Source organism: Phenylobacterium sp., assembly GCF_030646615.1.
GTDB lineage: Bacteria > Pseudomonadota > Alphaproteobacteria > Caulobacterales > Caulobacteraceae > Phenylobacterium.
Map to the genome: position 1 here is coordinate 41,646 of NZ_JAUSLG010000096.1, position 22,757 is coordinate 64,402.

The window sequence follows — 22,757 nt, forward strand, 5'->3', positions numbered from 1 at the left end:
TCACCCTCCTTCGCGCTCCAGAAAGGCCGGCGCACGGGCGTCGGCGGCGCGCTGATAAACGTGGCGATGCCGGCTCACGGCCTGGGCCCAGATGTCCGGGGTCGAGCCGTCCGACGGCTCGAAGGCGTTGAAGCCGCAGCGGACCATGAAGCCCGCCTGCTCCCGGAAGACATCGCCCACGGCGCGGACCTCGCCGGCATAGTCCAGCCGTTCGCGCAACAGCCGCGCCGAGGTGAAGCCCCGGCCGTCGCGGAACTTGGGGAAGGCGACGGCCACCACGGAGATCCGCGGCAGGTCATAGGCGAGGGCCTCGACCTCCTCGTCCGGCTCCAGGCGCACGCCTACGGCGCGGCCCTCGGCCAGCAGGCGTTCGCCCTCGGCCTGGAAGCGGGTGAACGAGATGATCACGTCGCCGAGCGGCAGCCCTTCGTCGTCGGCGACGGCGGTGAAGGGGTCGTTGGCCAGGACGAACCGGCCGGCGTCGAGCTTAATGAGCGTCGGCATAGACGGCCTCCTTGAAGGGTTCGACGCCGGTGCGGCGATAGGTGTCCAGGAAGCGTTCGCCGTCCCGGCGTTCGCGCAGATAGACCTCGACCAGGGTGTCGATGGCCGCGGCCACCTTGTCGTAAGGCAGGGCCGGGCCGAGCATCTTGCCCACCGAGGCGTCCTCGGCGCCGGAGCCCCCCAGGGTGAGCTGGTAGAACTCCTCGCCCTTCTTATCGACGCCCAGGATGCCGATGTGGCCCACATGGTGGTGGCCGCAGGCGTTGATGCAGCCGCTGATCTTGATCTTCAGCTCACCGATGGCCTCGGCCTTCTCCTGGTCGGCGAAGGTCTGGGCGATCTGCTGGGCGACCGGAATGGCCCGGGCGTTGGCGAGCGCGCAATAGTCCAGCCCCGGGCAGGCGATGATGTCGGAGATCAGGTTCACATTGGCGCTGGCCAGACCCACGGCCTGCAGCCGGGCGAACACCTCGGGCATGTCGTCCAGCCGGATGTGCGGCAGGACGAGGTTCTGCTCGTGGGTCACACGGATGTCGTCCTGGCCGAAACGCTCGGCCAGGTCGGCGACCACGTCCATCTGGTCGGAGGTCGCATCGCCCGGGGTCTCGCCCACGGTCTTCAGCGAGATCTCGACAATGGCGTAACCCGCCTTCTTGTGGGTCCGCAGATTGTTGCGGGCGAAGCGGGCCAGGGCCGGATCGGCGGCCTTGGCCGCCTCGAAGGTCTCCGACACCGCCGGCAGGGCTTCGAACGCGGTCTTGGCGAAGGCGCCGCGGATACGGGCCAGCTCGGTGTCGGGCAGGTCGCCCTCGGGACCGATCTTGGCCCATTCCTCGGCCACCTGGCGGGCGAACTCCTCGGCGCCGAGGGCGGCCACCAGGATCTTGATCCGGGCCTTGTAGAGATTGTCCCGGCGGCCGTGGCGGTTATAGACCCGCAGGATCGCCTCCAGGTACGAGAACAGCCGGTTGGCCGGCAGGAACTCGGTAATGGTCGGGCCCACATAGGGGGTGCGGCCCAGGCCGCCGCCGACGATCACCTCGAAGCCCAGCTGGCCGTCGCGGCCGCGGCGGATCATCAGGCCGATATCGTGGACCTTGGCCGCCGTCCGGTCCTTGGGCGCCGCGGTGATGGCGATCTTGAACTTGCGCGGCAGGAACGAGAATTCCGGGTGCAGGCTCGACCACTGACGGATCGCCTCGGACCAGACCCGGGGATCGTCCAGCTCCTCGACCGTGGCGCCGGCATAGGGGTCGGAGGTCACATTGCGGATGCAGTTGCCGCTGGTCTGGATGGCGTGCATGTCCACCTCGGCCAGGTGGTCGAGGATGTCGGGGGTGTCCCGCAGCTTGATCCAGTGGAACTGCAGGTTCTGGCGGGTGGTGAAGTGGCCATAGCCGCGGTCATAGGTGCGGCCGATATAGGCCAGCTTGCGCATCTGGCGGGAATTCAGCGAGCCATAGGGCACGGCGATCCGCAGCATGTAGGCGTGCAGCTGCAGATAGAGGCCGTTCATCAGGCGCAGGGGCTTGAACTGATCCTCGCTCAGCTCGCCGGCCAGGCGGCGGCCCACCTGTTCGCGGAATTCGCGCGAGCGGTCGGCGACGATCTCTTTGTCGAGGGTGTCGTACTGGTACATCCCGCGCCTCCTTACTTACGCTTGATCAGGTTGACGCGACCGCTGGAGCGGGCGGCGCCGTCGGCGTGCATCAGCGCCTCGATCATCTCGCCGCCCTCGGCCTGCTTGCCATGGGTCGGATGGTTGGTGGGACCCAGTGCCCGGATGCGCTCGCGATAGCTGAGCGGCGCCCAGAGGCCGTCCGATTCCATCAGGTCGATCAGATAGGGGTCGATCACGACAGTGGGTTGCGACTTGGCCTGGCCCTCGGCGAGCTCGGCGGCGGCGGCGTCGTCAAACAGGTCGGCGTCGGCGAAACGCTCGACCCACTTGCCGGCCTTCCAGAAGACGACATCGCCGTCGATCAGGCGGTTGGCGGTCAGGGCCTTCATCTCACTTGCCTCCCAGCTCGACGGCGCGAGCCTCAATCTGAGTCATCTGGCCGGGTTCGCCGGCCCCAGCCTCACCTGCCATGGCCAGAGCCATCGATTCGCCGACGATCAGAAGCGCCGGGCCTTTCAGATCCGCCGCGGCGTCGGCCAGGCCGGAGAGGCTGGTGACGATTCGGCGCTCATCGGCCCGGCTGGCGTTCTCGACTATAAGCGCCGGCGTGGCCGGGTTACGGCCGGCCTGTGTCAACCTGCGGGCGATGCCTGCGGCGGTGGACACGCCCATATAGATGACCACCGTCTGGTTCGGCTTGGCCAGGCTCTCCCAGTCCAGATCCGGCTCCTCGCCCTTGGCCGCGTGGCCGGTGACGAAGGTCACGGCCTGGGCCAGGCCCCGATGGGTCAAGGGCGCGCCCGCGCCGGCGCCCGCCGCCAGGGCCGCCGTGACACCGGGCACGACCAGGCATTCCACGCCCGCCTCGCGGCAGGCCTCGAGCTCTTCGCCCCCACGGCCGAAGATAAAGGGATCGCCGCCCTTCAGCCGCACCACCTTCAGCCCCTGCAGGGCGAAGGCCACCAGCATCCTGTTGATCTCGTCCTGGGCGTAGGAGTGGCGCGACTTGCGCTTGGCCACGCTGATCTTCTGGGCGGCGGCCGGCGCCAGGTCGAGGATCTCGTCGGAGACCAGGCCGTCATGGACCACCACATCGGCGCCCTGCAGCGCCTTCAGCGCCTTGAGGGTCAAGAGCTCGGGGTCGCCGGGGCCGGCGCCCACCAGCCAGACCTGGCCGGCCGGGCGCGTGGCCGCGCCATCCAGCACCACCAGGCGGCCGTTCCGCTTCGATTGTCGCTCGCCAGGAGCCATGGGTTTAGCTTCTCTAATACGCATTGCCCTGGAATGGCGGCGGGGCGGACCTTGGCCCGCCCCGCTTCCATCCGCCGACGAAAGGGCCGATACATCGCCGGATGCTTGCAAACTGGGGAAATACGCCCCACTTCGCAACCCAAGGAGTTCTGCCCGGGGGTTCAGGAAAACTCATGGAACGACAGGCCGACCGCGCCGGTGATCGCCGCCGCCTGCCGCCGCTGAACGCCCTGCGCGCCTTCGAGGCCGCGGCGCGCCATCTGAACTTCAGCCGCGCCGCCGAAGAACTTTCGGTGACGCCGGGCGCCGTGAGCCAGCAGATTCAGAACCTTGAGGACTATGTGGGCGCCGCGCTCTTCAAGCGGACCCACAAGGGCCTGCTGCTGACCGATGCGGCCCAGACCGCCCTGCCCGCCCTGCGCGAGGCCTTCGACCGCCTGGCCGAGGCCGCCTCCCTGCTGACCGCCCCGGTCGATGGCCGTCGCCTGACCATCACCGCCGCCCCCTCCTTCGCCGCCAAGTGGCTGGTGCCCCGGCTGGGCAAGTTCGAGGAGGCCCATCCCCAGGTCGATGTCTGGCTGTCGGCCGGCATGGAGCTGGTGGATCTCAGCGCCGGCGAGGTGGACCTGGCGATCCGCTATGGCTCGGGCCGCTATCCGGGCCTGGAGGTCACCTCATTGATGAGCGAGACGGTATTGGCCGTGGCCAGCCCGGACCTTCTGGCCCGCACGCCGCTGAACGATCCGTCGGACCTGCTCAACCACATTCTGCTGCATGACGGCTCGGCCGAGCTGGACGCCTCCTGCCCCGACTGGGCCATGTGGCTGGCGGCCCGGGGCCTGAAGACCGTGGACGGCTCCCGCGGCCCGCGGTTCAACCAGTCGAGCCTGGTGATCGAGGCCGCCGTCAACGGCCGCGGCGTGGCGCTCGCCAAGCGCACCCTGGCCCAGGCCGACCTGGAGGCGGGCCGCTTGGTGGCGCCATTACAGATCGCCACGGCGGTGGACTTCGCCTATTACCTCGTCCATCCCAAGGCCAAGGGCCGGCTACCGCAGGTCAAGGCGTTCGTCGCCTGGATCACCGCCGAGGCCGAGGCCCACGAGGCCGCCCTGCGCGCCATAGACAACGGGGCCGGCATCTAGCGATGGCGCCGGCGCCCTGCGACTACAGTCCCGAATGCTGCCGAGTTTTGAATGCTAGTTGAGATCGACGACCACAAGGCGCCCGCCGACTGCACCACCATGACCGAGGTCCGTCAGGGGGTCGACGCCCTGGACCGCGCCCTGGTCAAGCTGCTGGCCGAGCGTCAGGGCTTCATGGACGCCGCGGCCCGCATCAAGCCCCACCGCGGGGTGGTGCGCGACGAGGCCCGAATCGAGGACGTGGTGGCCAAGGTGCGCGCCGCCGCCCGAGAGGCCGGCCTTTCCGAAGCCATCGCCGAGCCCGTCTGGCGCACCCTGGTGGACCGCTGCATCGCCTATGAGTTCGGCTCCTGGGACAGGAACCGCACACCCGACGGCGACCCGCTGGCCTGAGGCTCAACGCCGGGCGGTCGGCGTCTTCAGGGACTGCAGCATCAGTTCGTGGACATAGGCCGCCACATCGGCCAGGGCGGCGTCCAGGGCGTCGCGCACGGCCGGCAGACGCCCCTCCCCCGCGGCTTCGGCCGCCTCGCAGGCCTGGGCCAGATCCTGCGCGCCAATGCCCCGGGCGGTCCCCTTGATGGTGTGGACGGCGTCGCGCCAGCCGTCGGCCCCGGGGGTCAACAGAGGCGCCCAGAGCCCCGCCTGCTGACGGAACAACTCCAGCACCTCGTGGACCACGACAAGGTCGCCGGCGGCGTAGGATTCCAGATAGGCGAAGTCCACCGCCCCGGTCAGATCACGCCGCGCCATCTTTCTCTCCGTCGCCCGCTTGCCAAGGCCCAAAATCTGGCTATGTTCCGCGCCCTCGCCGAGACCCCAGATACGGGCCGTCGCGACGGGTGCATAGCTCAGTTGGTAGAGCAGCTGACTCTTAATCAGCGGGTCGTAGGTTCGAATCCTACTGCACCCACCATATCTTTCTTTGAGTTTTGGTGATCCAGGGGCGGCGCTTCGCAAGCGCCCCCTCGTAGCCCCGCCGGTGAAACGGCGACCGGCGCGATCCGCCTGGCCTTGGGCCGTCCCTGAACGACGAACTTGATCGGGCGCAAGGCGCGTTTGCGCCGGAAGCCTAGCCTTTTCTCAGGACGTTTGAGGAGGTGGTCATGCAGCGGTTGAAGGGAAAGGTGGCGGTCGTCACGGGGGCGGCGGTGGGTCTGGGCCACGCCATTGCGCTCCGCATGGCCGAAGAAGGCGCGTCGGTGGCCGTAACCGACGTGCGCGCCGCCGAAGCCGCCCGGTTCGCGAACGAGCTGACCGAGCGGGGGCTCATCGCTGGCGCATGGCCGCTGGACGTCACCCGCGAAGCCGAGGTGCAGCGCGTCCTGGCCGAGGTCGTCGAGCGCTTCGGCAGGCTCGACATCCTGGTCAATAACGCCGGCGTGGCCGGGGCGAGCAAGCCCACCGACCAGCTCACCGAAGCCGAGTGGGACTTCGTTCAGGCGGTCAACGTCAAGGGCGTGTTTTTCGCCACCAAGCACGCCATCCCCCACCTGCGACGGGCGCAGGGCGGCAGCATCATCAATCTGAGTTCGATCTATGGGCTGGTGGGCGGCGCTGATGTTCCGGCCTACCACGCCTCCAAGGGCGCCGTCCGGCTGATGTCCAAGACCGACGCCCTCCTCTATGCGGCGGAGAATATCCGGGTGAATTCGGTGCATCCGGGATTCATCTGGACGCCGATGGTCGAGGGCTATCTTCAGGACGCGCCGGATCAGATCGAAGCCCGCAAGGCGCTCGACGCCCTGCATCCCCTGGGCCATGTGGGCGAGCCCGACGACATCGCCTGGGCCTGCGTCTACCTGGCGTCGGACGAGGCGAAGTTCGTCACCGGCTCCGAACTGGTGGTCGATGGCGGCTATACGGCGCGCTAAGGCGCTCCCCTAGACGTGAAACCCCGACCTTGCCGTCGAACGCGCTCGAACTCCCGGATCTAGAACATGACGCCTCAGCCCGGCCGGGCTGAGGCGATCCGGCATCCCGCGGGGCGCCGGGCCTGATCTAGTGGGCGAGAAGCAGGGAGGTCGGGGGATCGCTCAGGATCTCCTCGCTCACGCCGCCCAGGATGAATTCCTGCAATCGAGGCCGCCCATAGATCCCCATCACCAGGAGGTCGGCGTCGAGGGCCGCCACGTGCCGCCGGATGACGTCGGACGCCGCCAGGTCGTCGCTGCGATCGACGATCACTTCGACTGGGCGGCCGTGCCGTTCGAAGTGCCGCTGAAGGAGGTGCTCGGGCCCGTCGTCCCCGTGCGGGGAGACCTTCAGCACGCGAACATCCTCGGCCGCGGCGATCAACGGCCAAGCGTCCCTGAGGGCGCGCGCCGACTCCCGCGTGCCCTTCCACGCCACCAGGACTCGCCGGCCGACGGTGGCTTTCACGTCTTCCCGCGGAACCAGCACGGGACCGCAGCTGGCCAGCGCCAGGGCCGCCGCGCTGAGGCGGTGGATCCCATAGGCCGGCGTCGCGCTGGCCGGAAAGATGGTCAGATCAAAATGGCGCGCCAGTTTGATCATCGGCTCTGAGCGCTCGCCTGGGAGGGTCAGCCATTCAGAGTTCAGGGCTGCGGCGGCGGCCGTCGCCTCGAAGGCGAGGCGGGCCTCTTCAGACGCCTGCAAGACCGCGTCGGCATGCTCCTTGACCAGCCGGTCGATCTGCTCCGGCGGCATGTAGGCGAAGCTCTCGACGCTGGCATAGTTGTCGAGCAGGCTGGACTCCAGGAACACGCCCGTAAGATCAGCGCTGAAGCGACGGGCGAGCTCGGCCGCAAACGTGGCCCGGGAACGGCCTCCGGGCTTCTCATCGATGTGCGCCAGTACGTCACGATAGGTCATTTCCGGCCTCCGCCAAACATGACGCCACCTTGGCTGGCCGATCGGAACGGGGCCTTGATCCTGGTCAACCGCCACCCCGCGGTTTGATCGAGCACAAGGACGCCGCGGCGGGCGGGACGCAGATTTCGGCCAGGCCTGCGCTCAGTCGCCGGGCCAGAGGAAGCCCGTCATGAAGCACGCCGTCATCATCGCCCACCCCAGCCCCGACAGCCTGACCGCGGCGTGCGGCGCGGCCTACCTGCAGGCGGCCCGCGAACTCGGCCACGAGGTCATCCTCCGCGACCTCTACCGCATGGGCTTCGATCCCTGCCTGAAGGCCTCGGAGACGCCCACGGCCGAGGGGCTGGTCTTCGGCGCCGACGTGCTCGCCGAGCGGGCGCAGCTTGCGGACGTGGACGTGTTCGCCTTTCACTATCCGCTCTGGTTCAACGGTCCGCCGGCCATATTGAAGGGCTATGTGGACCGGGTCTTCAGCATGGGGTTCGGCTACACGCCGGTCTTCGGCGGCGCCAAGCCGGCCCTGACCGGCGCCAAGCTGATCAGCTTCACCCTGTCCGGCGCGCCCGATCATTGGATCAGCGAGACCGGCGTGCTCCCTGCCCTGATGAGCCTGTTCGACAGCCATCTGGCCGCCGTCTGCGGCCTTGAGGTCGTGGATCATGTCCATGCCGGCGGGATCACGCCGGGCATCACCCGCGAGGCGGGCGAGGAGGTGCTGGCCAGGGTCAGACAAACCGTGACGCGGCGGTTCGCGGGAGTCTCGATCTAGGCCCCCGCGTGGGACGGACGCCACCGGCCGCACCCCTTGATCCAGCGCATGGCCGTCCGCGGACCCGCCGGGCGAGAAGGGGTCCCCGAAGCCGACCGGATATCGCCGATGCCCCTTCACCTCAGCTTTCACGGCGCCGCCGAATGCGTGACCGGCTCCTGCATGCGCCTGCGCGGGGCGGGCTTCGATGTGCTGATCGACTGCGGCATGTTCCAGGGTCCCAAGACCCTGAAGGCGCTGAACTACGATCCCTTCCCCTTCGACGCCGCCGGCATCGACGCCGTCCTGCTCACCCACGCCCATATCGACCACTCGGGCCTGCTGCCCAAGCTGTGGAAGGCCGGCTTTCGCGGGCGGATCTTCGCCACCGCCCCGGCCCGCGACCTCTGCCGGGTGATGCTGGCCGACGCCGGCGACATCCAGGAGCATGAGGTGCGCCAGCTCAATCGTCGCAACGCCCAGCGGGGGCTGGACCTGGTCGAGCCCATCTACACGACCGGCGACGCGGCACAGACCATGGAGCTGTTTCAGCGGATCAAGCTGGAGGAGCTCGTCGAGATCGCCCCAGGCCTGCAGGCGCGCTGGTGGAGCGCCGGCCACATGCTGGGCGCGGCCTCGATCGAGGTGCTGGCGGCGGGCGACGGCGACCCGGTGCGGCTGTTGTTCTCCGGCGATCTCGGTCCCGCCGACGAGGACTATCTCGCCGCGCCGAAGGGGCCCGCGGGCGTGGACCATCTGATCCTGGAATCGACCTATGGCGACCGCGTGCGCCCCACCCCGACGACCTCAGAGCGCCGGCGGCGCCTGGCCGAGGAGTTGGAGGCCGCCCACGCCGCCGGCGGGCCGCTGCTCGTGCCGGTCTTCGCGGTGGGCCGCGCCCAGGAGGTGCTGCTCGACCTCCTGGCGGTCATGGCCGAAGGGTCGGCTCCGGCCGGCGAGATCTTTCTCGACTCGCCCCTCGCCATCGAGGCGACCGACGTTTTCCTGCAACGGGGCTGGAACAGCGATACGGGCGAGAATCCCTACCTGCCCCTTCGCCATGCCGACCACCTCAGGTTTCTGCTTCGGCCTGACGAAAGCGATCGCCTTGAAAAGCTCGGCGACTGGCACATCATTCTGGCCGGCAGCGGCATGTGCGACGCAGGTCGGATCCGTCGTCACCTGAAGCGTCTTCTCTGGCGGCGCCAGACGACGGTGCTGCTTGCTGGCTACCAGGCGAAGGGGACGCTGGGCCGGCTGCTGCAGGATGGCGCAAGCGAGGTGCGCATCCAGGGGGCCGCCGTGCGGGTGAATGCGCGCATCCGCACCCTCGATGTGTATTCGGGCCATGCGGACGCAGAAGGACTTGCGGCCTGGGCGGCGGAGCGGCGGCCGGTCGCGGGTCAGGTCTTCCTCAACCATGGGGAGCCGGAAGCCCTGTCGGCCCTGCAGGAACGCCTGGCGGCGGCGGGCTTCGCGCGCGACCACATCCGAATTCCCGTCGTGGACCAGGGGTTCGCTCTGACGCGGGACACCGTCCTTGAGCAGAACGCGGGGTCGGCGCGGATCGCCCCCGGGCGCGCCGCCCGAGAGGACTGGCACAATGCCCGCGCCGCCTTCCTCGTGCAGCTCAACGAGACCCTCCAGGCCGCCGCCTCCGACGAGGCGCGGGAGAAGCTGCTCGAAGACCTGCAAGGCCGGCTTACGATCTGAGGCCGGGGGCCACGGCGCGCCCGCATGAGGCCCGCATGGGGAAAGACCGAAAAAGACCCGGTCCCCGGCGCCGGGCGGCGCTTTGGCGCGTTTGGGGGTGGATCGGCTTGGCCGGTCCATGATTGAAGAGACTTGCGAAGCTCTCGCAGCTTTGTCGATGGGCCACCTCGCCATAGGCCCGCCCCATGTCCGCAGAATAGGAGCTCCCCAGATGAGAAGCCTGACGATCGCCTTCGCGAGCGCCCTCGCCCTTGGCGGCCCCGCCTTCGTGCTGGCCGCCGCGCCCACCGCCAGCGCCCAGTCCGCGGCGGCGTTCGAACTCGCCCCCCTGCCCTACGCCGCCGACGCCCTGGAGCCGGTCATCGACGCCGAGACGATGAACATCCATTACGGCCGGCACCATCAGGGCTATGTGACCAATCTGAACAAGGCCGTCAGCGAGACCCCGGCGCTGCAGGGCAAGTCGCTGGAGGCTATCCTGGGCGAGGTGTCGGCCCACCCGGCGGCGGTTCGCAATAACGCCGGCGGGCACTATAATCACACCCTGTTCTGGCGGCTGATGGCGCCCCAGGGCGCCGGCGGCGAGCCGTCCGACGCCCTGTCGGCCCAGATCGAAAAGGACTTTGGGTCCCTCGACGCCTTCAAGGAGGCCTTCCAGGCCGCCGGCGCCCAGCGTTTCGGCTCAGGCTGGGCCTGGCTGGTCTGGACCGGCGACAAGCTGGCGGTGGCCAGCACGCCCAATCAGGACAATCCCCTGATGGACGACGCCGCCCAGAAGGGCGCCCCGATCATCGCCAATGATGTCTGGGAACACGCCTACTATCTGAAGCACCAGAACAACCGCGGCGCCTATCTGTCGGGCTGGTGGAGCGTGCTCAATTGGAACGAGGCCAACCGACTGTTCGCCGAGGCGACCCGGTAGAGCCTGATCCGATGACGATCTCAGGCGGCCTCTTCGGCGGTCGCCTGGGCTATCGTCGCCCCGCCAACCCAGCGGGCGAGACAGGTTCGCAGGGATTCCAGGTCGATGGGCTTGCCGACGCTATCGACCATGCCCGCCTCGCGGGTGCGGGCGACCTGCTCGGGCAGGACGTCGGCGCTCATGGCGATGATGGGGGTGCGGCTCGATGGTCCGTCCAGGGCGCGGATGGCGCGGGTGGCGGCCAGGCCATCGACGCCGGGCATATGCACGTCCATCAGGATGGCGTCATAGGTTTCTCGGCGGGCCGCCTCGATCGCTTCGCGGCCGTCAGAGGCGAGTTCGACGCTGCAGCCGAGCAGATTGAGCATCAGCACGCCCAGCTCGCGGTTCATCGGATGGTCGTCCACCAGCAGGATGCGTGCCGACATTGGGACATCAGCCTCTTCCCGCTCAGCCGGCGCCTGGACCGCCCGGGCGCGCTCAAGCGTCAGCTCCAGCCAGAAGGTCGAGCCTGCGCCCAGCTCCGATGAGGCGCCGACCTGGCCCCCCATGGTTTCGATAAGGCCCTTGCAGATCGCCAGGCCGAGGCCCGAGCCTCCATGGTTCCGGCTCACCGAGGAATCCACCTGGCTGAAGCGCTGGAAGAGGGCGGTCGCCGCATCGGCTGCGATCCCTACGCCGGTGTCCTGGACGCTGATGCGAACCTGGTCATGGCCGCCCTGCGGCGCGACCGACAGGGTGAGGGTGACCGCCCCGGCGTCGGTGAACTTCACCGCATTGTTCAGATAGTTGAGCAGCACCTGGCACAGGCGGTGATCATCGCAGACATGGGCGCCTGACAGGTCGCCCTCCACCCGCATGGCAAGGGCGAGCCCCTTGCTTCGCGCCGCGTCGGCGACGATCGCCAGGGCGTCCTCGCACACCACCCGCAGGTCGGCCGGCTTGGGATCCAGCGCGATGCGTCCGGCCTCGACCTTGGAGAAGTCCAGAATGTCGTTGACCACGGTCAGCAGGGCGATGCCCGACCGGCGGATCAGGTTGACGTGGTGCCGCGACCGGTCGGTCACGCCCTCGTCCCGTTCGAGAATCTCGGCGAAACCGATGATCGAATTCAGCGGCGTGCGGATCTCGTGGCTCATGGTCGCCAGGAAGTCGGTCTTGGCGTGGGAGGCGGCTTCCGCCCGCTCGCGGGCGCGCTGGTGGCTGACCGAGCGGCGCAGGATCAGCTCGCGCAGGCGCTGCTGGTGATTGGCCATGAGGGCGGTGAGGATGCCGGTGGTGAACACCAGGCCGAAATAGACCTGGAACAGGGACACCTGCTCCTCAAGGCTGCGGACCTCGGCCAGGACCGCCGCGCGGCCGCCGATCAGGCCGCCGGTCATCAGGATGGCGGCCGCCATCATGACGGCGAAGCTCACCGCCTGCGGCCCGGCCCGCAGGCCGATCACCGTGACGATGGGAAACATGACCAGCAGGGCGATCGGGGCCAGGGGCGTGAACACCAGGGTCATCAGGCCGCCGGCGACCATAGCCCCGACCAACCCCTCCAGATCGGGCGGGTTTGACCCGCGGCGCTTCTGACAGACGAGGAGGATGGCCGGCAGCACCATGGCCATGCCCAGGAGCTTGGCGGCGAACCGGTTGACCAGCATGCCGTGGGACACCTGGCCCTCGATCAACTGGGCGCCGACGCCCAGCAGAACGGTCGCCATCAGCAGGACAGGGGCCAGCGCCATGAAGATCAGGCGGGCGAAGCGGCCAGGCGTGGTCAGCCGCACCGCGTTGAACCGGCGGGCCAGATGGGCGACGGCGGCGGCCTCGACCACGTTCAGCAAACCATATCCGACGGCGGCGTAGAGGGGATGGCCAAAGCCAAGAATGACCGCGACCTGGAGCGCAAAGCCTGTCCCGAGACAGGCCCAGGTCCAGCGCGCCGGCAGCAGCAACAGGGCGGCGATCACAAAGGCGTTGGCCGTCCAGATCGTCCCGACGCCGGCCAGCTCGCGCAACACATTGGTCAGCCACAGATTGCCGACGTAGAGGACGCAAAGCGTCGCGGCGATGACGAGCAGGCGCTTTTGTCGCGAGATGCCTGACAAGGCCGCCCCCCTTCTGAATGGTCGGTAGGGCGCGACCCTATGCCTCAGGCTGTCAATCAAAGCTTAAGCCTAACGGGTGCGCGCCCCGTCGAATGCGTCGACCAGGGCGGGGGCCGCGGCTCAGAATCGCGGCAGGATGGGCCATGCCTTCGCCGCCGCGCCCTCCCCCATCAGCCCTCCGCGCGCGGGCTGCGCGCCTGGAGCGCGAGGGCGACCTGGCCGGCGCCTTGGCCACCTATGAAGCCGCCCTGGCGGCCGCCCCCCACGATGTGGATCTGCTGGCGGCCCTGGCCCTCATCGCCGAGCGCCTGGGCCTGATGGCCCTGGCCGAGGGGTTGTGGCGCCAGGCCTGCGCCCTGGCCCCTGACAATCTGCAGGCCCAGGATGGCCGCGCCCGGTCCCTGCGCGAGCTTGGACGGTATGACGAGGCCATCGCCGTGCTGCAGGCCGCGATCGAGGCCGATCCCACCGAGGCCCGGCTTTGGAACAGCGTCGGCGTGACGCTCAGCCAGCAGGGTCAGACGGAGACCGCGCTGACCTTCTATGACGAGGCCCTGCGGCTGGACCCGCGGCTGGCCACGGCGGCCTATAACCGCGCCTGCGCCCGGTTCGATCTCGGCGCCCTGGACGCCGCGCAAGCCGACTTCGCCATGGCCAGCAAGCTGGCCCGCAAACCGGCGGACGCCGCCATGATCACCTTCGCCGCCGCCACCCTGGCCCTGGCGCGGGGCGACCTTGAGGCCGGCTGGGAGGGCTATGAGGCCAGGCTATCGCCGCACCGGCCAAGACCGGTGGCGTTCGCGGCGCCGGGCCGGCGCTGGACGCTGAACCTGCCCCTGGCCGGCCAGCGCCTGCTGGTCTTCGCCGAGCAGGGGCTGGGCGACGAGATCCTCTTCGCCAGCCTGCTGCCGGAGGTGATCGAGGCCCTGGGCCCTGAGGGCCATCTGACCCTGGCGGTGGAGCCGCGCCTGGTGGCCCTCGTGGCGCGCAGCTTTCCCCAGGCGGAGGTCCTGCCCCACGAGACCGAGCCGGTCGGCGGCCGGGTCCGCCGCAGCGCCGGCGGTCTGGCCGACCCCAGGGCCATCGACCTCTGGGCGCCCCTGGCCTCCCTGCCCCGCCGGTTCCGGCGCGCCATCACCGACTTTCCGGCGCGCCCGGGCTTTCTCGTCCCCGATCCGCAGCGCGTGGCCCATTGGCGCCGCTGGCTGGGCGAGGGTCCGCCGAGCGTGGGGCTGACCTGGCGCAGCGGCAATCTGCTCGGCGACCGGCGGCGGCAGTATCCGCCGATGGCCTCATGGAAGCCGGTGCTCGAGGCGAGCGAAACCCGGCTGGTGAACCTGCAGTATGATGTCCAGGCCGATGAGCTGGACGCTCTGGGGGCTCTGGGCGGGCGCGCCCTGCTCAAGCCTCCGGGCCTGGACCTGAAGAACCACATCGACGACCTGGCCGCCCTCTGCACAGCCCTCGACCTGGTGGTCAGCGTCTCCAACGCCACCGGACAGCTGGCCGGCGCCTGCGGGGCGCCTACCGTGATGCTCTGCGTGCCCGCCGCCTGGCCGCGCCTGGGGCAGGACTCCTATCCCTGGCATCCGACGATCCGGCCCGTGGCGCCGCGGATCTTCGGCGAATGGGACCCCGCCATGGCGCAGGTTGCCGAGTTGGTGGCAGCGCTGACGAGGCGCCGATGAGGCGCTCTCGCCTTAAGGCCGGGGCAGCCGGCCGCTGAGGGCGCCGATGTCCTGGCGCAGAGCCGCAAGCTCGCTGCGCAGGGCGGCCAAGTCGGCGGCGTCCTCAGCATGGGCCTGCTGGCGTTCCAAGCTGGCCTGACGCAGGTCTTCCTCGATCTGCATTCGCTCGGCCTTGGCCTCGTCCTCATGCTCGCTCTGCATGGCGTTGACCACGATGCCGATGAACAGGTTGAGCATGGTGAAGGTGGTGCAGAGGATGAAGGGCACGAAGAAGGCCCAGGCATAGGGATAGACCTCCATCACCGGACGCACGATGCCCATGGACCAGCTCTCCAGGGTCATGACCTGGAACAGGGTGTAGGCCGAGGCCGGGATCGTGCCGAACCAGTCCGGGAAGGTGGCGGCGAACAGCTTGGTGGCCATGACCGAGGCCACATAGAAGATCAGCGTCATCAGCAGGATGATCGAGCCCATCCCCGGCAGGGCGCTGATCAGGGCGCCCACCACCCGCCGCAGGGACGGCACCAGGGTGATCATCCGCAGCACCCGCAGGATTCGCAGGGCCCGCAGCACCGAGAAGGCGCCGGCCGCCGGCACGAGCGCGATGGCCACGATGGCGAAGTCGAACAGGCTCCACGGATCCTTGAAGAAGGCCAGCCGGTGGACCGCAATCCGGGCGACGATCTCGGCGACGAAGATTCCGAGGATCACCCGGTCCAGCACCACCAGAACCAGGCCGAAATTGGCCATGGCCCAGGCGCTGGTCTCCAGCCCCAGGGTGATCGCATTGAGCACGATCAGCGCGGTAATGATCTTCTCGGTACGCGGCGAGGTGATCAGCGCCTTGAGCTGGTCCAAGGGGGTGGCTCCGTGGGGTTTGCAGACAGACGCCGCCATCTGCCGCAAACCTCGTCCCAACGCCAGAGGCGAGACGGCGCAGCCAAGGCCCGCCGTCTCGCCCTTGGTCAATGGGTCTCAGAAGGTGGCGCGCAGGCTCACCGTGACCCGGCGCGGTTCGCCGAAATAGCCGCCGTTGTAGAAGCCGACCCGGCGGTAATAGGTCTTGTCGAACAGGTTATCGACATTGAGCTGGGCGCTCAGACGGTCGTTGAACTTGTAGCGGGCCGTCAGGCTGGCCAGCACATAGGCGTCCTGGGCGACAGTGGCGCGCAGGGTCGGCGGCGTGGTTCCCGGCGCGCTGGTGTTGCCGGGCACAGGAATGGTGGCCAGGGTGTAGATCTCGCTCTGCCAGTTCAGCCCACCACCGATCCGCAGGCCCTCGAGCGACCCACCCAGGTCATAGGTGGTGTAGAGGCGCGCGATGTGGCGGGGGCTGAGCGTGCTGATCCGCGTGCCCGACGCATCCTCGGTATAGGCATAGGTATAGCCGCCGACCACGTTCCAGCGCGGACTGACCTTGCCGGTGACCTCGGCCTCGAAGCCCCGGGTCTCGGCCCCGCTGACGGCCACATAGGCCGAACTGCCGTCGGGCAGCACGAAGCCATCGGGGACCGACGCGTCAAGGGCGGCCAGGTTGTCCTGCTGGGCATAGAAGAGGACCGTCGAGGCCAGCAGGGCGCCGTCGAGGAATTCGCCCTTCAGGCCCAGTTCGTAGCTGGCGCCGATCACCGGGGCCAGCTGCGCGTTGTTCTTGTCCTTGTTGCTCTGCGGCTTGAACAGGTCGGAATAGCTGGCATAGGCCGAGATCTGCTGGGTCAGGTCGTAGATGACGCCCACATAGGGGGTGACGCGTTCATCGGCATAGTCGCTGCTTGTGCGCGTATAGGCGCCGGCCAGATCAAACAGATCGACCTTGGTCTCCCACCGGGTGCTGCGCGCGCCCAGGATCACCTTGAGCCGGTCGGAAGGGTTCAGCCGCGCCGCGCCGTAGATCCCGGTCTCCTTCGTGGTCGTGATCTGGGCGGGCGTGCCGTACTTCAGCAGATAGGGTTCGGGAATGCGGCCATCCCAGCTGCGGAAATCCGGAATGGTCATGGCGTAGGGACGGCGAGCCGCGTCGATCTTGTCGTTGAGCGTCACACCCTCCCGGTCGAAGCCGTTGACCCCGATCACCGCCTCGTGCTGGCGGCCAAACAGCTGGAAGGGGCCCGAGGCGAACAGGTCGAAGCCGGTCTCCTCTTCCTGATAGACGTTGTAATAGTCGGCCACGAACAGGCCCGAACCGTCCACCGGATCGGGATATCCGCCATAGCCGTAATAGAGCAGCGCCGTGGACTCGCTGTCGCGCTGGTTCAGCGTCAGACGGAGCGACCAATCGGCCGGCAGATCCTGCTGGATCATCCCATAGAGGCTGGAGCTGTTGCGGTCCCAGGAGCTCCAGTTGGCCGCCACACTGTAGGCGGGCGAAAGGTCGGTGGGCGTGCCGTCGCGGTAGAAGAGCGGCGCCGTCCCCCAGGTCGAGCCCCGGGGCGTCACCTCTAGATAGTCATACCCCACCCGAACCAGGGTGCTGGGGGTCAGGTCGGCCTCGACCACGGCCATGGCCACGGTCTTCTTCTCCTCATAGAGATCGATGTGGGATTCCTTATCCTCGAAGGCGGCCGAGACGCGCCCCCGCACGCGACCCGAGGCGGCCAGGGGGCCAGAGACGTCGGCCTCCACTCGCCCCCGGGACCAGCTGCCGGCCGTCACGGCCGCGCTGCCCTGGAATTCCCGGGTGGGCGCCTTGCGGATCAGGTTGATGGTGGCGGAAGGATCGCCGGCGCCCGTCACCAGGCCCGCGGCGCCACGGATCACCTCGATCCGCTCATAGAGCGAGGTGTCGCCCATGGCGCTGTTGCCCGACGAATAGCTGGTGGGCGCGCCGTCGAGCTGGAAATTGCTGATCGAGAAGCCCCGGGAGGTGAAGTTGACCCGGTTGGAGTCGGCCTCCTGAACCGTGATCCCCGTCGTCTGCTCCAGCACATTGGCGATGGAGGAGAGGCCGAAGTCCTGGATGCGCTCGGCGGTGATCACCGTCACCGACTGCGGCGTCTGGCGCAGGGAAAGCGGCAGCTTGGCCGCCGAGTTCGTGGCCTCAACTGCATAGCCTTCCTTCTTGCCGGTGACGATGACCCCTCGAAGGGTGGCGGCCTGGTCGTCGTCGGCCATGGCCTGGCCGCCCAGGGCCGAACTGGCCAGGAGCGCCAGGAGCAGCGCGCTGGAGCCTGGTCGGTTTGAAATCGAACTGCGCACGGATCTTATCCCTACTGAAGCGCCCCCCGGGGCGCGGTTGGAGGTGCGGATAAGCCGGCTCGCTCTAAGTTGCAAACGATTCTTAGTAGCACGATACGGCCAGGACCTGCCCCTGCGGCGCCCTTCCCTCTGCACGGCGAGGTGATCTATGCCGGAACGGTCCATCGACGGAGGGCGTCATGCGCGACGAGGATCTGCAGCCGATACTGGAAACCGTGCGGCGGCTTTGCGCGGACTTCCCCGGGGAATACTGGCGGGCGCGGGACCGGGAGCGGACCTATCCGACGGAATTCGTTCAGGCGTTGACCCAGGCCGGCCTGCGCGGCGTCCTGATTCCCGAGGGCTATGGGGGCAGCGGCCTGGGCCTGTCGGCGGCGGCCGCCATCCTGGAGGAGATCCACGCCAGCGGCTGTAACGCCGCAGCCGTCCACGCCCAGATGTACACCATGGGCACAGTCCTGCGGCACGGGAGCGAGGCGCAGAAGTCTCAGTGGCTGCCCCAGATCGCCTCAGGCGAGGTGCGATTACAGGCCTTCGGCGTCACCGAGCCTGGCGCCGGCACCGACACCACCGCCATCACAACCCAGGCGGTGCGCCGGGGCGACGCCTATGTGGTCAACGGCCAGAAGGTTTGGATCAGCCGCGCCGAACACTCCGACCTCATGGTGCTGCTGGCCCGCACCACCCCGCGGGAGGAGACGACGAAGAAGACCGAGGGCCTGTCGGTCTTCCTGCTGGACATCCGCGAGGCGGTCGGGCGCGGCCTGACCATCAAACCGATCCGCACCATGTTCAACCACGCCACCACCGAGCTCTTCTTCGATGACCTGGAAATTCCGGCCTCCTCCCTGATCGGCGAAGAGGGCAAGGGCTTCCGCTACATCCTCGACGGCATGAACGCCGAGCGCATCCTGATCGCCGCCGAGTGCATCGGCGACGGGCGCTGGTTCGTGGATAAGGCGCGCGACTACGCCACCAGCCGGGTGGTTTTCAACCGGCCCATCGGCCAGAACCAGGGCGTCCAGTTCCCCATCGCCCGGGCCTACGCCCAGGTCCGGGCGGCCAAGCTGATGACCTATGAGGCTGCAGCCCGCTACGAAGCCGGCGAGCCCGCCGGCGAAGAAGCCAACATGGCTAAGCTGCTGGCGTCCGAAGCGTCCTGGGCGGCGGCCGACATGTGCCTCCAGACCCATGGCGGCTTCGGTTTCGCCGAGGAGTACGACGTGGAGCGCAAGTTCCGCGAGACCCGCCTCTATCAGGTGGCCCCGATCTCCACGAACCTGATCCTGGCCTATCTGGCCGAGCACGTGTTGGGCCTGCCGCGCTCCTACTGAGCCAAGATCAGTCGGTGAAGACCACGGTCTTGGCGCCATTCAGCAACACCCGGTCCTCCAGGTGCCAACGCACGGCCCGGGCCAGGACCCGGCGCTCGATGTCGCGGCCCTTGCGGATCAGGGCCGCGGGCGTGTCCCGGTGGCTGATACGCTCCACGTCCTGCTCGATGATCGGGCCTTCGTCGAGGTCGGCGGTGACATAGTGGGCGGTGGCCCCGATCACCTTCACCCCGCGGGCATGGGCCTGATGATAGGGCCGCGCGCCCTTGAAGCCCGGCAGGAAGGAGTGGTGGATGTTGATGCAGCGCCCCTCCAGCTTGGAGGCCATGCCATCGGACAGGATCTGCATGTAGCGGGCGAGCACCACCAGTTCGGCGCCGGTGGACTGGACCAGGGCCCAGACGGCGGCCTCCTGCTCCAGCTTGGTCTCGCGGTTCACCGGCAGATGGTGGAAGGGCAGACCGCTAAGGTCGATGCTGGAATAGGTGTCGGCGGGGTGGTTCGACACCACCGCGCAGATGTCCATGGGCAGTTCGCCGCGACGCCAGCGCCACACCAGATCCGACAGGCAGTGGTCGGCCTGGGAGGCGAGGATCATCACCTTGCGGCGCACCTTGGGGTCGCGCAGGGTCCAGCGCATGGCGAACTCGGCGCCGATGGGGGCGAAGGCCCCGCGCAGGGCGTCGGCCGAGGTGTCTCCGGCCTCGAACACCACACGCATGAAGAAGCGATCGGTCTCGACATCGCCGAACTGCTGGGCGTCAATGATGTTGCCGCCGCGGTCGAACAGAAAGCTCGCCACCCGACTGACGATGCCGGGGCGGTCGGCGCAGGAAAGGGTCAGGATCATGAGGCGGCTGACTAGCCTGCGCGGGCGATCAGCACCACCACCAAGACGGCGATCACCACCCCCAGGGCCAGCCGCCACAGGGGCGCCGGACGCAGCTCACCCTCCAGCCCCGCCGTGGCGTCGCGCCCCGTCACCATCGGCCCCACCAGGTTTCGACGCTTGAAGAGCCCGTAGGCCGCGATGGCGACCAGGTGCAGCACGACGGCGGCCTGCAGCAGGCGAAAATTCAGCTCATGCAGGTCCGAGGCGGTTCGCCCGGTTTCGAAGGTGACGAAGCGGGCGAAGGGCCCGGACTCCATGCCGTCCACATCGACCGCGAAGAGGCCCAGACCCACCTGGGAGATCAGCAGGACCACCAGCAGCAGAACGCTGAGCGCGCCCAAGGGATTGTGGCCGAAGCTTGCAGGCGCGCCGCGCCAGCCTCGCACATAGGCCAGGACCGTCCCCGGCCCCTTGACGAACTCAGAGAAACGGGCCGTCGACCCGCCCGCGACGCCCCAGTAGAGCCTGAAGATCACCAGGCCGAGGATCCCGTAACCGGCATAGCGATGGATATCCATCCGCTCGCCCCCGGTCAGCCAGGCGACCACGACAAGGATGGCCAGAGCCCAGTGGACGAGGCGGGTGGGAAGATCCCAGACCCGCACCCGCTTAGATGACGCGGCCGAGCCCATGCCTACTGCTCGACGCGGAAGTCATCGTGACAGCCGCCGCAGCTGGCGCCGACCACCTTCACATGGGCCTCCAGGGCCGTGGCGTCGCCGGCGGCGGCGAGCTGCTGAAGCTCGGCCGTGGCCGCCACCAGCCGCTGCTGGGCTGCGGCAAAGCCTTCGGGATTTGTCCAGACCGTCTCCAGGGCGTCGGTCTTGACGCCATCCTGGGGGCCGGAACCGGCGGGGAACCAGTTGGGAATCTGCTGGGCCAGCTCGTGCATGCGCTCAGCGGCCGGTGCGATCTGCGCCATGTCCGGAGCGCCCGACTTCAGCTGGTCATTGATGAGCTTGAACGACGACCCCAGGGCCTTGTAGCCCTCCTGACGCTCGCTCACGACCGGCGGCGCCTGGGCAGTCTCGGTCTCACCCGCCTGCTGGCCACAGCCGGCCATCAGCAGGGCCAAGGTGACGCCCGTCAGGCCCAGGCGGGCGCGGGTGGTCAGATGGGCAAGGGATGGGATGCTCATGGCTCTCTCCTGGCGGGCGCGCACAGACGCTGGGTGGTGAGTCTGGAGCCTAGTGTGGCACAGGTTCAGCGCCAGGGCTGCTCAGCTAATGCGCCAAAAGGATGGGCGGTCGCCCAAGCCCTGCGCTGCGCCAGCGGAACCGTCGCCTTGCCAGGCGCATTGTCCAGCTATGCAGAGGGAGACCCGAAGAATGAAAGCCCTGACCCGCGTCGTCGCGACCGCCGCCGCCAGCCTTGGCCTGCTCCTGGCCGCCTGCAGCCAGAACGACTCGACCCAGGCCGGCGACCGCCTCGATGGCGGAGCCGCCCCGACCTATCCCGGCGAAGGCGCTGCGGGTCTGGTGGACAACGAGAGCGGCGTGATGACGGAAGCGCCCGGCGGGGATACGGCAGGCGGCGCGGTCGGCCAGACCCCTGCCTATGGCGAGCCGGGCGGCGCGGCCAGCGAAGCTCACAGCGACTTGTCCTCGCCCCCCAGCGCCGCTGAGAACCCGCCCCCGACCTGATAGGTCAGTCGTAGCCGGGCCGGGTTCAGCCGGCCCCGGCGGAGCCTTCAGGTGGTGGCGAAGAAGCCGTGTTCACCGCTCACCCGCACAAGGCAGGGGCGCCCCTGGTCCTGCGAGGCCCGGGCGCGCTTGTTTGCGGCCGCCTTGGCCTCTTCCTTGTCCAGGCTGTGATCGGAAAAGGCGCCCTCATGCTCGACGGCCCAGAGTCCGTCATGGCGGGCCACGGTGATGACGATACGATCCCGAATTTCGCGCATGAAAGGCTCCTGAAAAGGTCCGGCCTTGGCCTCAACAGGGCGAGAAGCGCGAAGAGGGCCAATCGGCCAGAACATGTAGTTTGTCTTACCATACTATAGGTATTTTTCCCATGAGTCCGGCCTCCCGGAAAACAATCTTGCCAATCCGATGAATTTCGTGCGATAAAGGGCCATCGAATATCGTTTTGGCTCGCCTAAAATCCACCGAACGAACTACGTACGGACTTCTGGACTCCTCGACCCTCTCCGAAGATTTGATCTCGCAACCACTCTTGGGCGCGTGAATATTTAGACCCGGAAAGGGATCAACATGAGCACTGGAACCGTGAAGTGGTTCAACGGCCAAAAAGGCTTTGGCTTTATTCAACCCGATGACGGCGGCGCCGACGTTTTCGTCCACATTTCAGCCGTGGAGCGCGCCGGCATGGCCTCGCTTCACGAAGGCCAAAAGCTGGGCTTCGAAATGCAGCGCGACGCCCGCAACGGCAAGATGTCCGCGGCCAATCTGCAAGCGGCCTAAGGCCTCTTCAGACCGTAGAACGACAGGAGGGTCGGCGCTTGCGCCGGCCCTTTTTCGTGGCGAATGCTGGGGGTGGCCGGGAGCCCGGCGGTCGGCCAGCCGTTCATGCGTCATCATAGCGGTGGGACCTCTCTCATGACGACGACCTGGGTGATCGAGATTCGGCTGGGCGAACGCCCCGGCGCCAAACCGCTGCGCCGTGCGGTGGTCGAGGCCCACAGCGAAGCCGAAGCCCTGCGTCTGGTCCTTGCCGAGGCCGAGGCCGATGAGACCCAGGCGCGCGCCGGCCTGGATGATGGCCAGGAAGAGGTGTTCGCCCAGGCCGAGGCCGCCAACGGACACCCCGAGCACCACACGGGCGAAAACGAACCCCACGGAGCTTAGCCGGAACCC

24 protein-coding genes and 1 tRNA gene are annotated in these 22,757 nt (G+C 68.3%); 12 read left to right on the forward strand and 13 right to left on the reverse strand.

Going from position 1 to position 22,757, the window contains the following annotated elements; all coding sequences use genetic code 11:
- The 4 genes from Q7S93_RS17370 to cobA are packed head-to-tail and all read right to left on the reverse strand — an operon-like array spanning position 1 to position 3,376.
- Positions 1 to 504: a DUF934 domain-containing protein gene (locus tag Q7S93_RS17370; protein ID WP_304715788.1), complete on the reverse strand. Its 504-nt coding sequence runs from the start codon at positions 502 to 504 to the stop codon at positions 1 to 3.
- On the reverse strand, positions 488 to 2,143 hold the full coding sequence (locus Q7S93_RS17375) for a nitrite/sulfite reductase (protein ID WP_304715806.1): 1,656 nt from the start codon (positions 2,141 to 2,143) through the stop codon (positions 488 to 490). Before Q7S93_RS17375 ends, Q7S93_RS17370 begins: the two co-directional genes overlap by 17 nt.
- Positions 2,144 to 2,154: 11 nt before the next feature.
- Positions 2,155 to 2,514, reverse strand: a complete 360-nt coding sequence (locus Q7S93_RS17380) for a DUF2849 domain-containing protein (protein WP_304715814.1) — start codon at positions 2,512 to 2,514, stop codon at positions 2,155 to 2,157.
- A gap of 1 nt (position 2,515) precedes the next feature.
- Entirely contained in the window at positions 2,516 to 3,376 is an 861-nt protein-coding gene (gene cobA / locus Q7S93_RS17385; protein WP_304715817.1) for a uroporphyrinogen-III C-methyltransferase, read from the reverse strand.
- A 173-nt stretch (positions 3,377 to 3,549) separates the two neighbouring features.
- Between cobA and gcvA the strand changes: the two genes are divergently transcribed.
- Positions 3,550 to 4,518: a transcriptional regulator GcvA gene (gene gcvA, locus Q7S93_RS17390; protein ID WP_304715820.1), complete on the forward strand. Its 969-nt coding sequence runs from the start codon at positions 3,550 to 3,552 to the stop codon at positions 4,516 to 4,518.
- A gap of 51 nt (positions 4,519 to 4,569) precedes the next feature.
- On the forward strand, positions 4,570 to 4,911 hold the full coding sequence (locus Q7S93_RS17395; RefSeq protein ID WP_304715823.1) for a chorismate mutase: 342 nt from the start codon (positions 4,570 to 4,572) through the stop codon (positions 4,909 to 4,911).
- Between the two features lie 3 nt (positions 4,912 to 4,914).
- Here the strand turns inward: Q7S93_RS17395 and Q7S93_RS17400 are convergent, their stop codons facing one another.
- The gene (locus Q7S93_RS17400; protein WP_304715826.1) at positions 4,915 to 5,271 is read right to left on the reverse strand and encodes an Hpt domain-containing protein; all 357 of its coding nucleotides are present in this window, start codon (positions 5,269 to 5,271) and stop codon (positions 4,915 to 4,917) included.
- A gap of 87 nt (positions 5,272 to 5,358) precedes the next feature.
- Here Q7S93_RS17400 and Q7S93_RS17405 point away from each other — a divergent pair.
- Together Q7S93_RS17405 and Q7S93_RS17410 are read left to right on the forward strand one after the other, a co-directional pair.
- Positions 5,359 to 5,434, forward strand: a tRNA-Lys gene (locus tag Q7S93_RS17405).
- A 190-nt stretch (positions 5,435 to 5,624) separates the two neighbouring features.
- Positions 5,625 to 6,392: an SDR family NAD(P)-dependent oxidoreductase gene (locus tag Q7S93_RS17410; protein WP_304715828.1), complete on the forward strand. Its 768-nt coding sequence runs from the start codon at positions 5,625 to 5,627 to the stop codon at positions 6,390 to 6,392.
- A gap of 127 nt (positions 6,393 to 6,519) precedes the next feature.
- Here the strand turns inward: Q7S93_RS17410 and Q7S93_RS17415 are convergent, their stop codons facing one another.
- On the reverse strand, positions 6,520 to 7,353 hold the full coding sequence (locus Q7S93_RS17415; protein ID WP_304715829.1) for a universal stress protein: 834 nt from the start codon (positions 7,351 to 7,353) through the stop codon (positions 6,520 to 6,522).
- Positions 7,354 to 7,522: 169 nt separating this feature from the next.
- On the opposite strand from Q7S93_RS17415, the gene Q7S93_RS17420 reads away from it, so the two are divergent.
- The 3 genes from Q7S93_RS17420 to Q7S93_RS17430 all read left to right on the forward strand — a co-directional run bounded on the left by Q7S93_RS17420 (position 7,523) and on the right by Q7S93_RS17430 (position 10,736).
- Positions 7,523 to 8,122: an NAD(P)H-dependent oxidoreductase gene (locus Q7S93_RS17420; protein ID WP_304715831.1), complete on the forward strand. Its 600-nt coding sequence runs from the start codon at positions 7,523 to 7,525 to the stop codon at positions 8,120 to 8,122.
- A gap of 108 nt (positions 8,123 to 8,230) precedes the next feature.
- A complete protein-coding gene (locus Q7S93_RS17425; protein WP_304715835.1) occupies positions 8,231 to 9,814 on the forward strand; it encodes an MBL fold metallo-hydrolase RNA specificity domain-containing protein in 1,584 nt (527 codons plus the stop codon).
- Positions 9,815 to 10,025: 211 nt separating this feature from the next.
- Complete coding sequence (locus Q7S93_RS17430) at positions 10,026 to 10,736, forward strand: superoxide dismutase (protein WP_304715838.1); 711 nt, start codon at positions 10,026 to 10,028, stop codon at positions 10,734 to 10,736.
- Positions 10,737 to 10,756: 20 nt separating this feature from the next.
- On the opposite strand, the gene Q7S93_RS17435 is transcribed toward Q7S93_RS17430, so the two are convergent.
- Positions 10,757 to 12,835, reverse strand: a complete 2,079-nt coding sequence (locus Q7S93_RS17435; RefSeq protein ID WP_304715841.1) for an ATP-binding protein — start codon at positions 12,833 to 12,835, stop codon at positions 10,757 to 10,759.
- A 143-nt stretch (positions 12,836 to 12,978) separates the two neighbouring features.
- Here Q7S93_RS17435 and Q7S93_RS17440 point away from each other — a divergent pair, with 143 nt between their 5' ends.
- A complete protein-coding gene (locus tag Q7S93_RS17440) occupies positions 12,979 to 14,523 on the forward strand; it encodes a tetratricopeptide repeat protein (protein ID WP_304715846.1) in 1,545 nt (514 codons plus the stop codon).
- A gap of 12 nt (positions 14,524 to 14,535) precedes the next feature.
- Here Q7S93_RS17440 and Q7S93_RS17445 read toward each other — a convergent pair whose 3' ends face one another.
- Together Q7S93_RS17445 and Q7S93_RS17450 are read right to left on the reverse strand one after the other, a co-directional pair.
- Positions 14,536 to 15,381 (reverse strand): ion transporter, encoded by an 846-nt coding sequence (locus Q7S93_RS17445; RefSeq protein ID WP_304715848.1) that lies wholly within the window; start codon positions 15,379 to 15,381, stop codon positions 14,536 to 14,538.
- Positions 15,382 to 15,498: 117 nt separating this feature from the next.
- Positions 15,499 to 17,718, reverse strand: a complete 2,220-nt coding sequence (locus Q7S93_RS17450; RefSeq protein WP_304715849.1) for a TonB-dependent siderophore receptor — start codon at positions 17,716 to 17,718, stop codon at positions 15,499 to 15,501.
- Positions 17,719 to 17,897: 179 nt separating this feature from the next.
- Here Q7S93_RS17450 and Q7S93_RS17455 point away from each other — a divergent pair, with 179 nt between their 5' ends.
- Positions 17,898 to 19,052: an acyl-CoA dehydrogenase family protein gene (locus Q7S93_RS17455; protein WP_304715850.1), complete on the forward strand. Its 1,155-nt coding sequence runs from the start codon at positions 17,898 to 17,900 to the stop codon at positions 19,050 to 19,052.
- 7 nt (positions 19,053 to 19,059) lie between these two features.
- On the opposite strand, the gene purU is transcribed toward Q7S93_RS17455, so the two are convergent.
- The 3 genes from purU to Q7S93_RS17470 are packed head-to-tail and all read right to left on the reverse strand — an operon-like array spanning position 19,060 to position 21,082.
- Positions 19,060 to 19,902 (reverse strand): formyltetrahydrofolate deformylase, encoded by an 843-nt coding sequence (gene purU / locus Q7S93_RS17460; protein WP_304715852.1) that lies wholly within the window; start codon positions 19,900 to 19,902, stop codon positions 19,060 to 19,062.
- 11 nt (positions 19,903 to 19,913) lie between these two features.
- Positions 19,914 to 20,576 (reverse strand): cytochrome b/b6 domain-containing protein, encoded by a 663-nt coding sequence (locus Q7S93_RS17465; protein WP_304715854.1) that lies wholly within the window; start codon positions 20,574 to 20,576, stop codon positions 19,914 to 19,916.
- Positions 20,577 to 20,578: 2 nt separating this feature from the next.
- Positions 20,579 to 21,082 carry a c-type cytochrome gene (locus tag Q7S93_RS17470; RefSeq protein WP_304715855.1) on the reverse strand — a complete coding sequence of 168 codons (504 nt, stop codon included), beginning with the start codon at positions 21,080 to 21,082 and terminating at the stop codon, positions 20,579 to 20,581.
- Between the two features lie 190 nt (positions 21,083 to 21,272).
- Between Q7S93_RS17470 and Q7S93_RS17475 the strand changes: the two genes are divergently transcribed.
- Positions 21,273 to 21,587, forward strand: a complete 315-nt coding sequence (locus Q7S93_RS17475; RefSeq protein ID WP_304715856.1) for a hypothetical protein — start codon at positions 21,273 to 21,275, stop codon at positions 21,585 to 21,587.
- A 47-nt stretch (positions 21,588 to 21,634) separates the two neighbouring features.
- On the opposite strand, the gene Q7S93_RS17480 is transcribed toward Q7S93_RS17475, so the two are convergent.
- Positions 21,635 to 21,844: a DUF2188 domain-containing protein gene (locus Q7S93_RS17480; protein WP_304715857.1), complete on the reverse strand. Its 210-nt coding sequence runs from the start codon at positions 21,842 to 21,844 to the stop codon at positions 21,635 to 21,637.
- A 310-nt stretch (positions 21,845 to 22,154) separates the two neighbouring features.
- Between Q7S93_RS17480 and Q7S93_RS17485 the strand changes: the two genes are divergently transcribed.
- On the forward strand, positions 22,155 to 22,364 hold the full coding sequence (locus Q7S93_RS17485) for a cold-shock protein (RefSeq protein WP_296562956.1): 210 nt from the start codon (positions 22,155 to 22,157) through the stop codon (positions 22,362 to 22,364).
- Between the two features lie 135 nt (positions 22,365 to 22,499).
- Positions 22,500 to 22,748: a hypothetical protein gene (locus Q7S93_RS17490; RefSeq protein WP_304715858.1), complete on the forward strand. Its 249-nt coding sequence runs from the start codon at positions 22,500 to 22,502 to the stop codon at positions 22,746 to 22,748.
- Positions 22,749 to 22,757: the final 9 nt, after the last annotated feature.

Coding starts and splice junctions, on each gene's coding strand:
- Q7S93_RS17410 (WP_304715828.1), top strand. CDS start 5,625: ATGCAGCGGTTGAAGGGAAAGGTGGCGGTCGTCACGGGGGCGGCGGTG.
- Q7S93_RS17475 (WP_304715856.1), top strand. CDS start 21,273: ATGAAAGCCCTGACCCGCGTCGTCGCGACCGCCGCCGCCAGCCTTGGC.
- Q7S93_RS17440 (WP_304715846.1), top strand. CDS start 12,979: ATGCCTTCGCCGCCGCGCCCTCCCCCATCAGCCCTCCGCGCGCGGGCT.
- Q7S93_RS17485 (WP_296562956.1), top strand. CDS start 22,155: ATGAGCACTGGAACCGTGAAGTGGTTCAACGGCCAAAAAGGCTTTGGC.
- Q7S93_RS17420 (WP_304715831.1), top strand. CDS start 7,523: ATGAAGCACGCCGTCATCATCGCCCACCCCAGCCCCGACAGCCTGACC.
- Q7S93_RS17375 (WP_304715806.1), bottom strand. CDS start 2,143: ATGTACCAGTACGACACCCTCGACAAAGAGATCGTCGCCGACCGCTCG.
- Q7S93_RS17400 (WP_304715826.1), bottom strand. CDS start 5,271: ATGGCGCGGCGTGATCTGACCGGGGCGGTGGACTTCGCCTATCTGGAA.
- Q7S93_RS17370 (WP_304715788.1), bottom strand. CDS start 504: ATGCCGACGCTCATTAAGCTCGACGCCGGCCGGTTCGTCCTGGCCAAC.
- Q7S93_RS17490 (WP_304715858.1), top strand. CDS start 22,500: ATGACGACGACCTGGGTGATCGAGATTCGGCTGGGCGAACGCCCCGGC.
- Q7S93_RS17415 (WP_304715829.1), bottom strand. CDS start 7,353: ATGACCTATCGTGACGTACTGGCGCACATCGATGAGAAGCCCGGAGGC.
- Q7S93_RS17430 (WP_304715838.1), top strand. CDS start 10,026: ATGAGAAGCCTGACGATCGCCTTCGCGAGCGCCCTCGCCCTTGGCGGC.
- Q7S93_RS17425 (WP_304715835.1), top strand. CDS start 8,231: ATGCCCCTTCACCTCAGCTTTCACGGCGCCGCCGAATGCGTGACCGGC.
- purU (WP_304715852.1), bottom strand. CDS start 19,902: ATGATCCTGACCCTTTCCTGCGCCGACCGCCCCGGCATCGTCAGTCGG.
- Q7S93_RS17465 (WP_304715854.1), bottom strand. CDS start 20,576: ATGGGCTCGGCCGCGTCATCTAAGCGGGTGCGGGTCTGGGATCTTCCC.
- Q7S93_RS17380 (WP_304715814.1), bottom strand. CDS start 2,514: ATGAAGGCCCTGACCGCCAACCGCCTGATCGACGGCGATGTCGTCTTC.
- Q7S93_RS17470 (WP_304715855.1), bottom strand. CDS start 21,082: ATGAGCATCCCATCCCTTGCCCATCTGACCACCCGCGCCCGCCTGGGC.
- cobA (WP_304715817.1), bottom strand. CDS start 3,376: ATGGCTCCTGGCGAGCGACAATCGAAGCGGAACGGCCGCCTGGTGGTG.
- Q7S93_RS17455 (WP_304715850.1), top strand. CDS start 17,898: ATGCGCGACGAGGATCTGCAGCCGATACTGGAAACCGTGCGGCGGCTT.
- Q7S93_RS17480 (WP_304715857.1), bottom strand. CDS start 21,844: ATGCGCGAAATTCGGGATCGTATCGTCATCACCGTGGCCCGCCATGAC.
- gcvA (WP_304715820.1), top strand. CDS start 3,550: ATGGAACGACAGGCCGACCGCGCCGGTGATCGCCGCCGCCTGCCGCCG.
- Q7S93_RS17395 (WP_304715823.1), top strand. CDS start 4,570: ATGCTAGTTGAGATCGACGACCACAAGGCGCCCGCCGACTGCACCACC.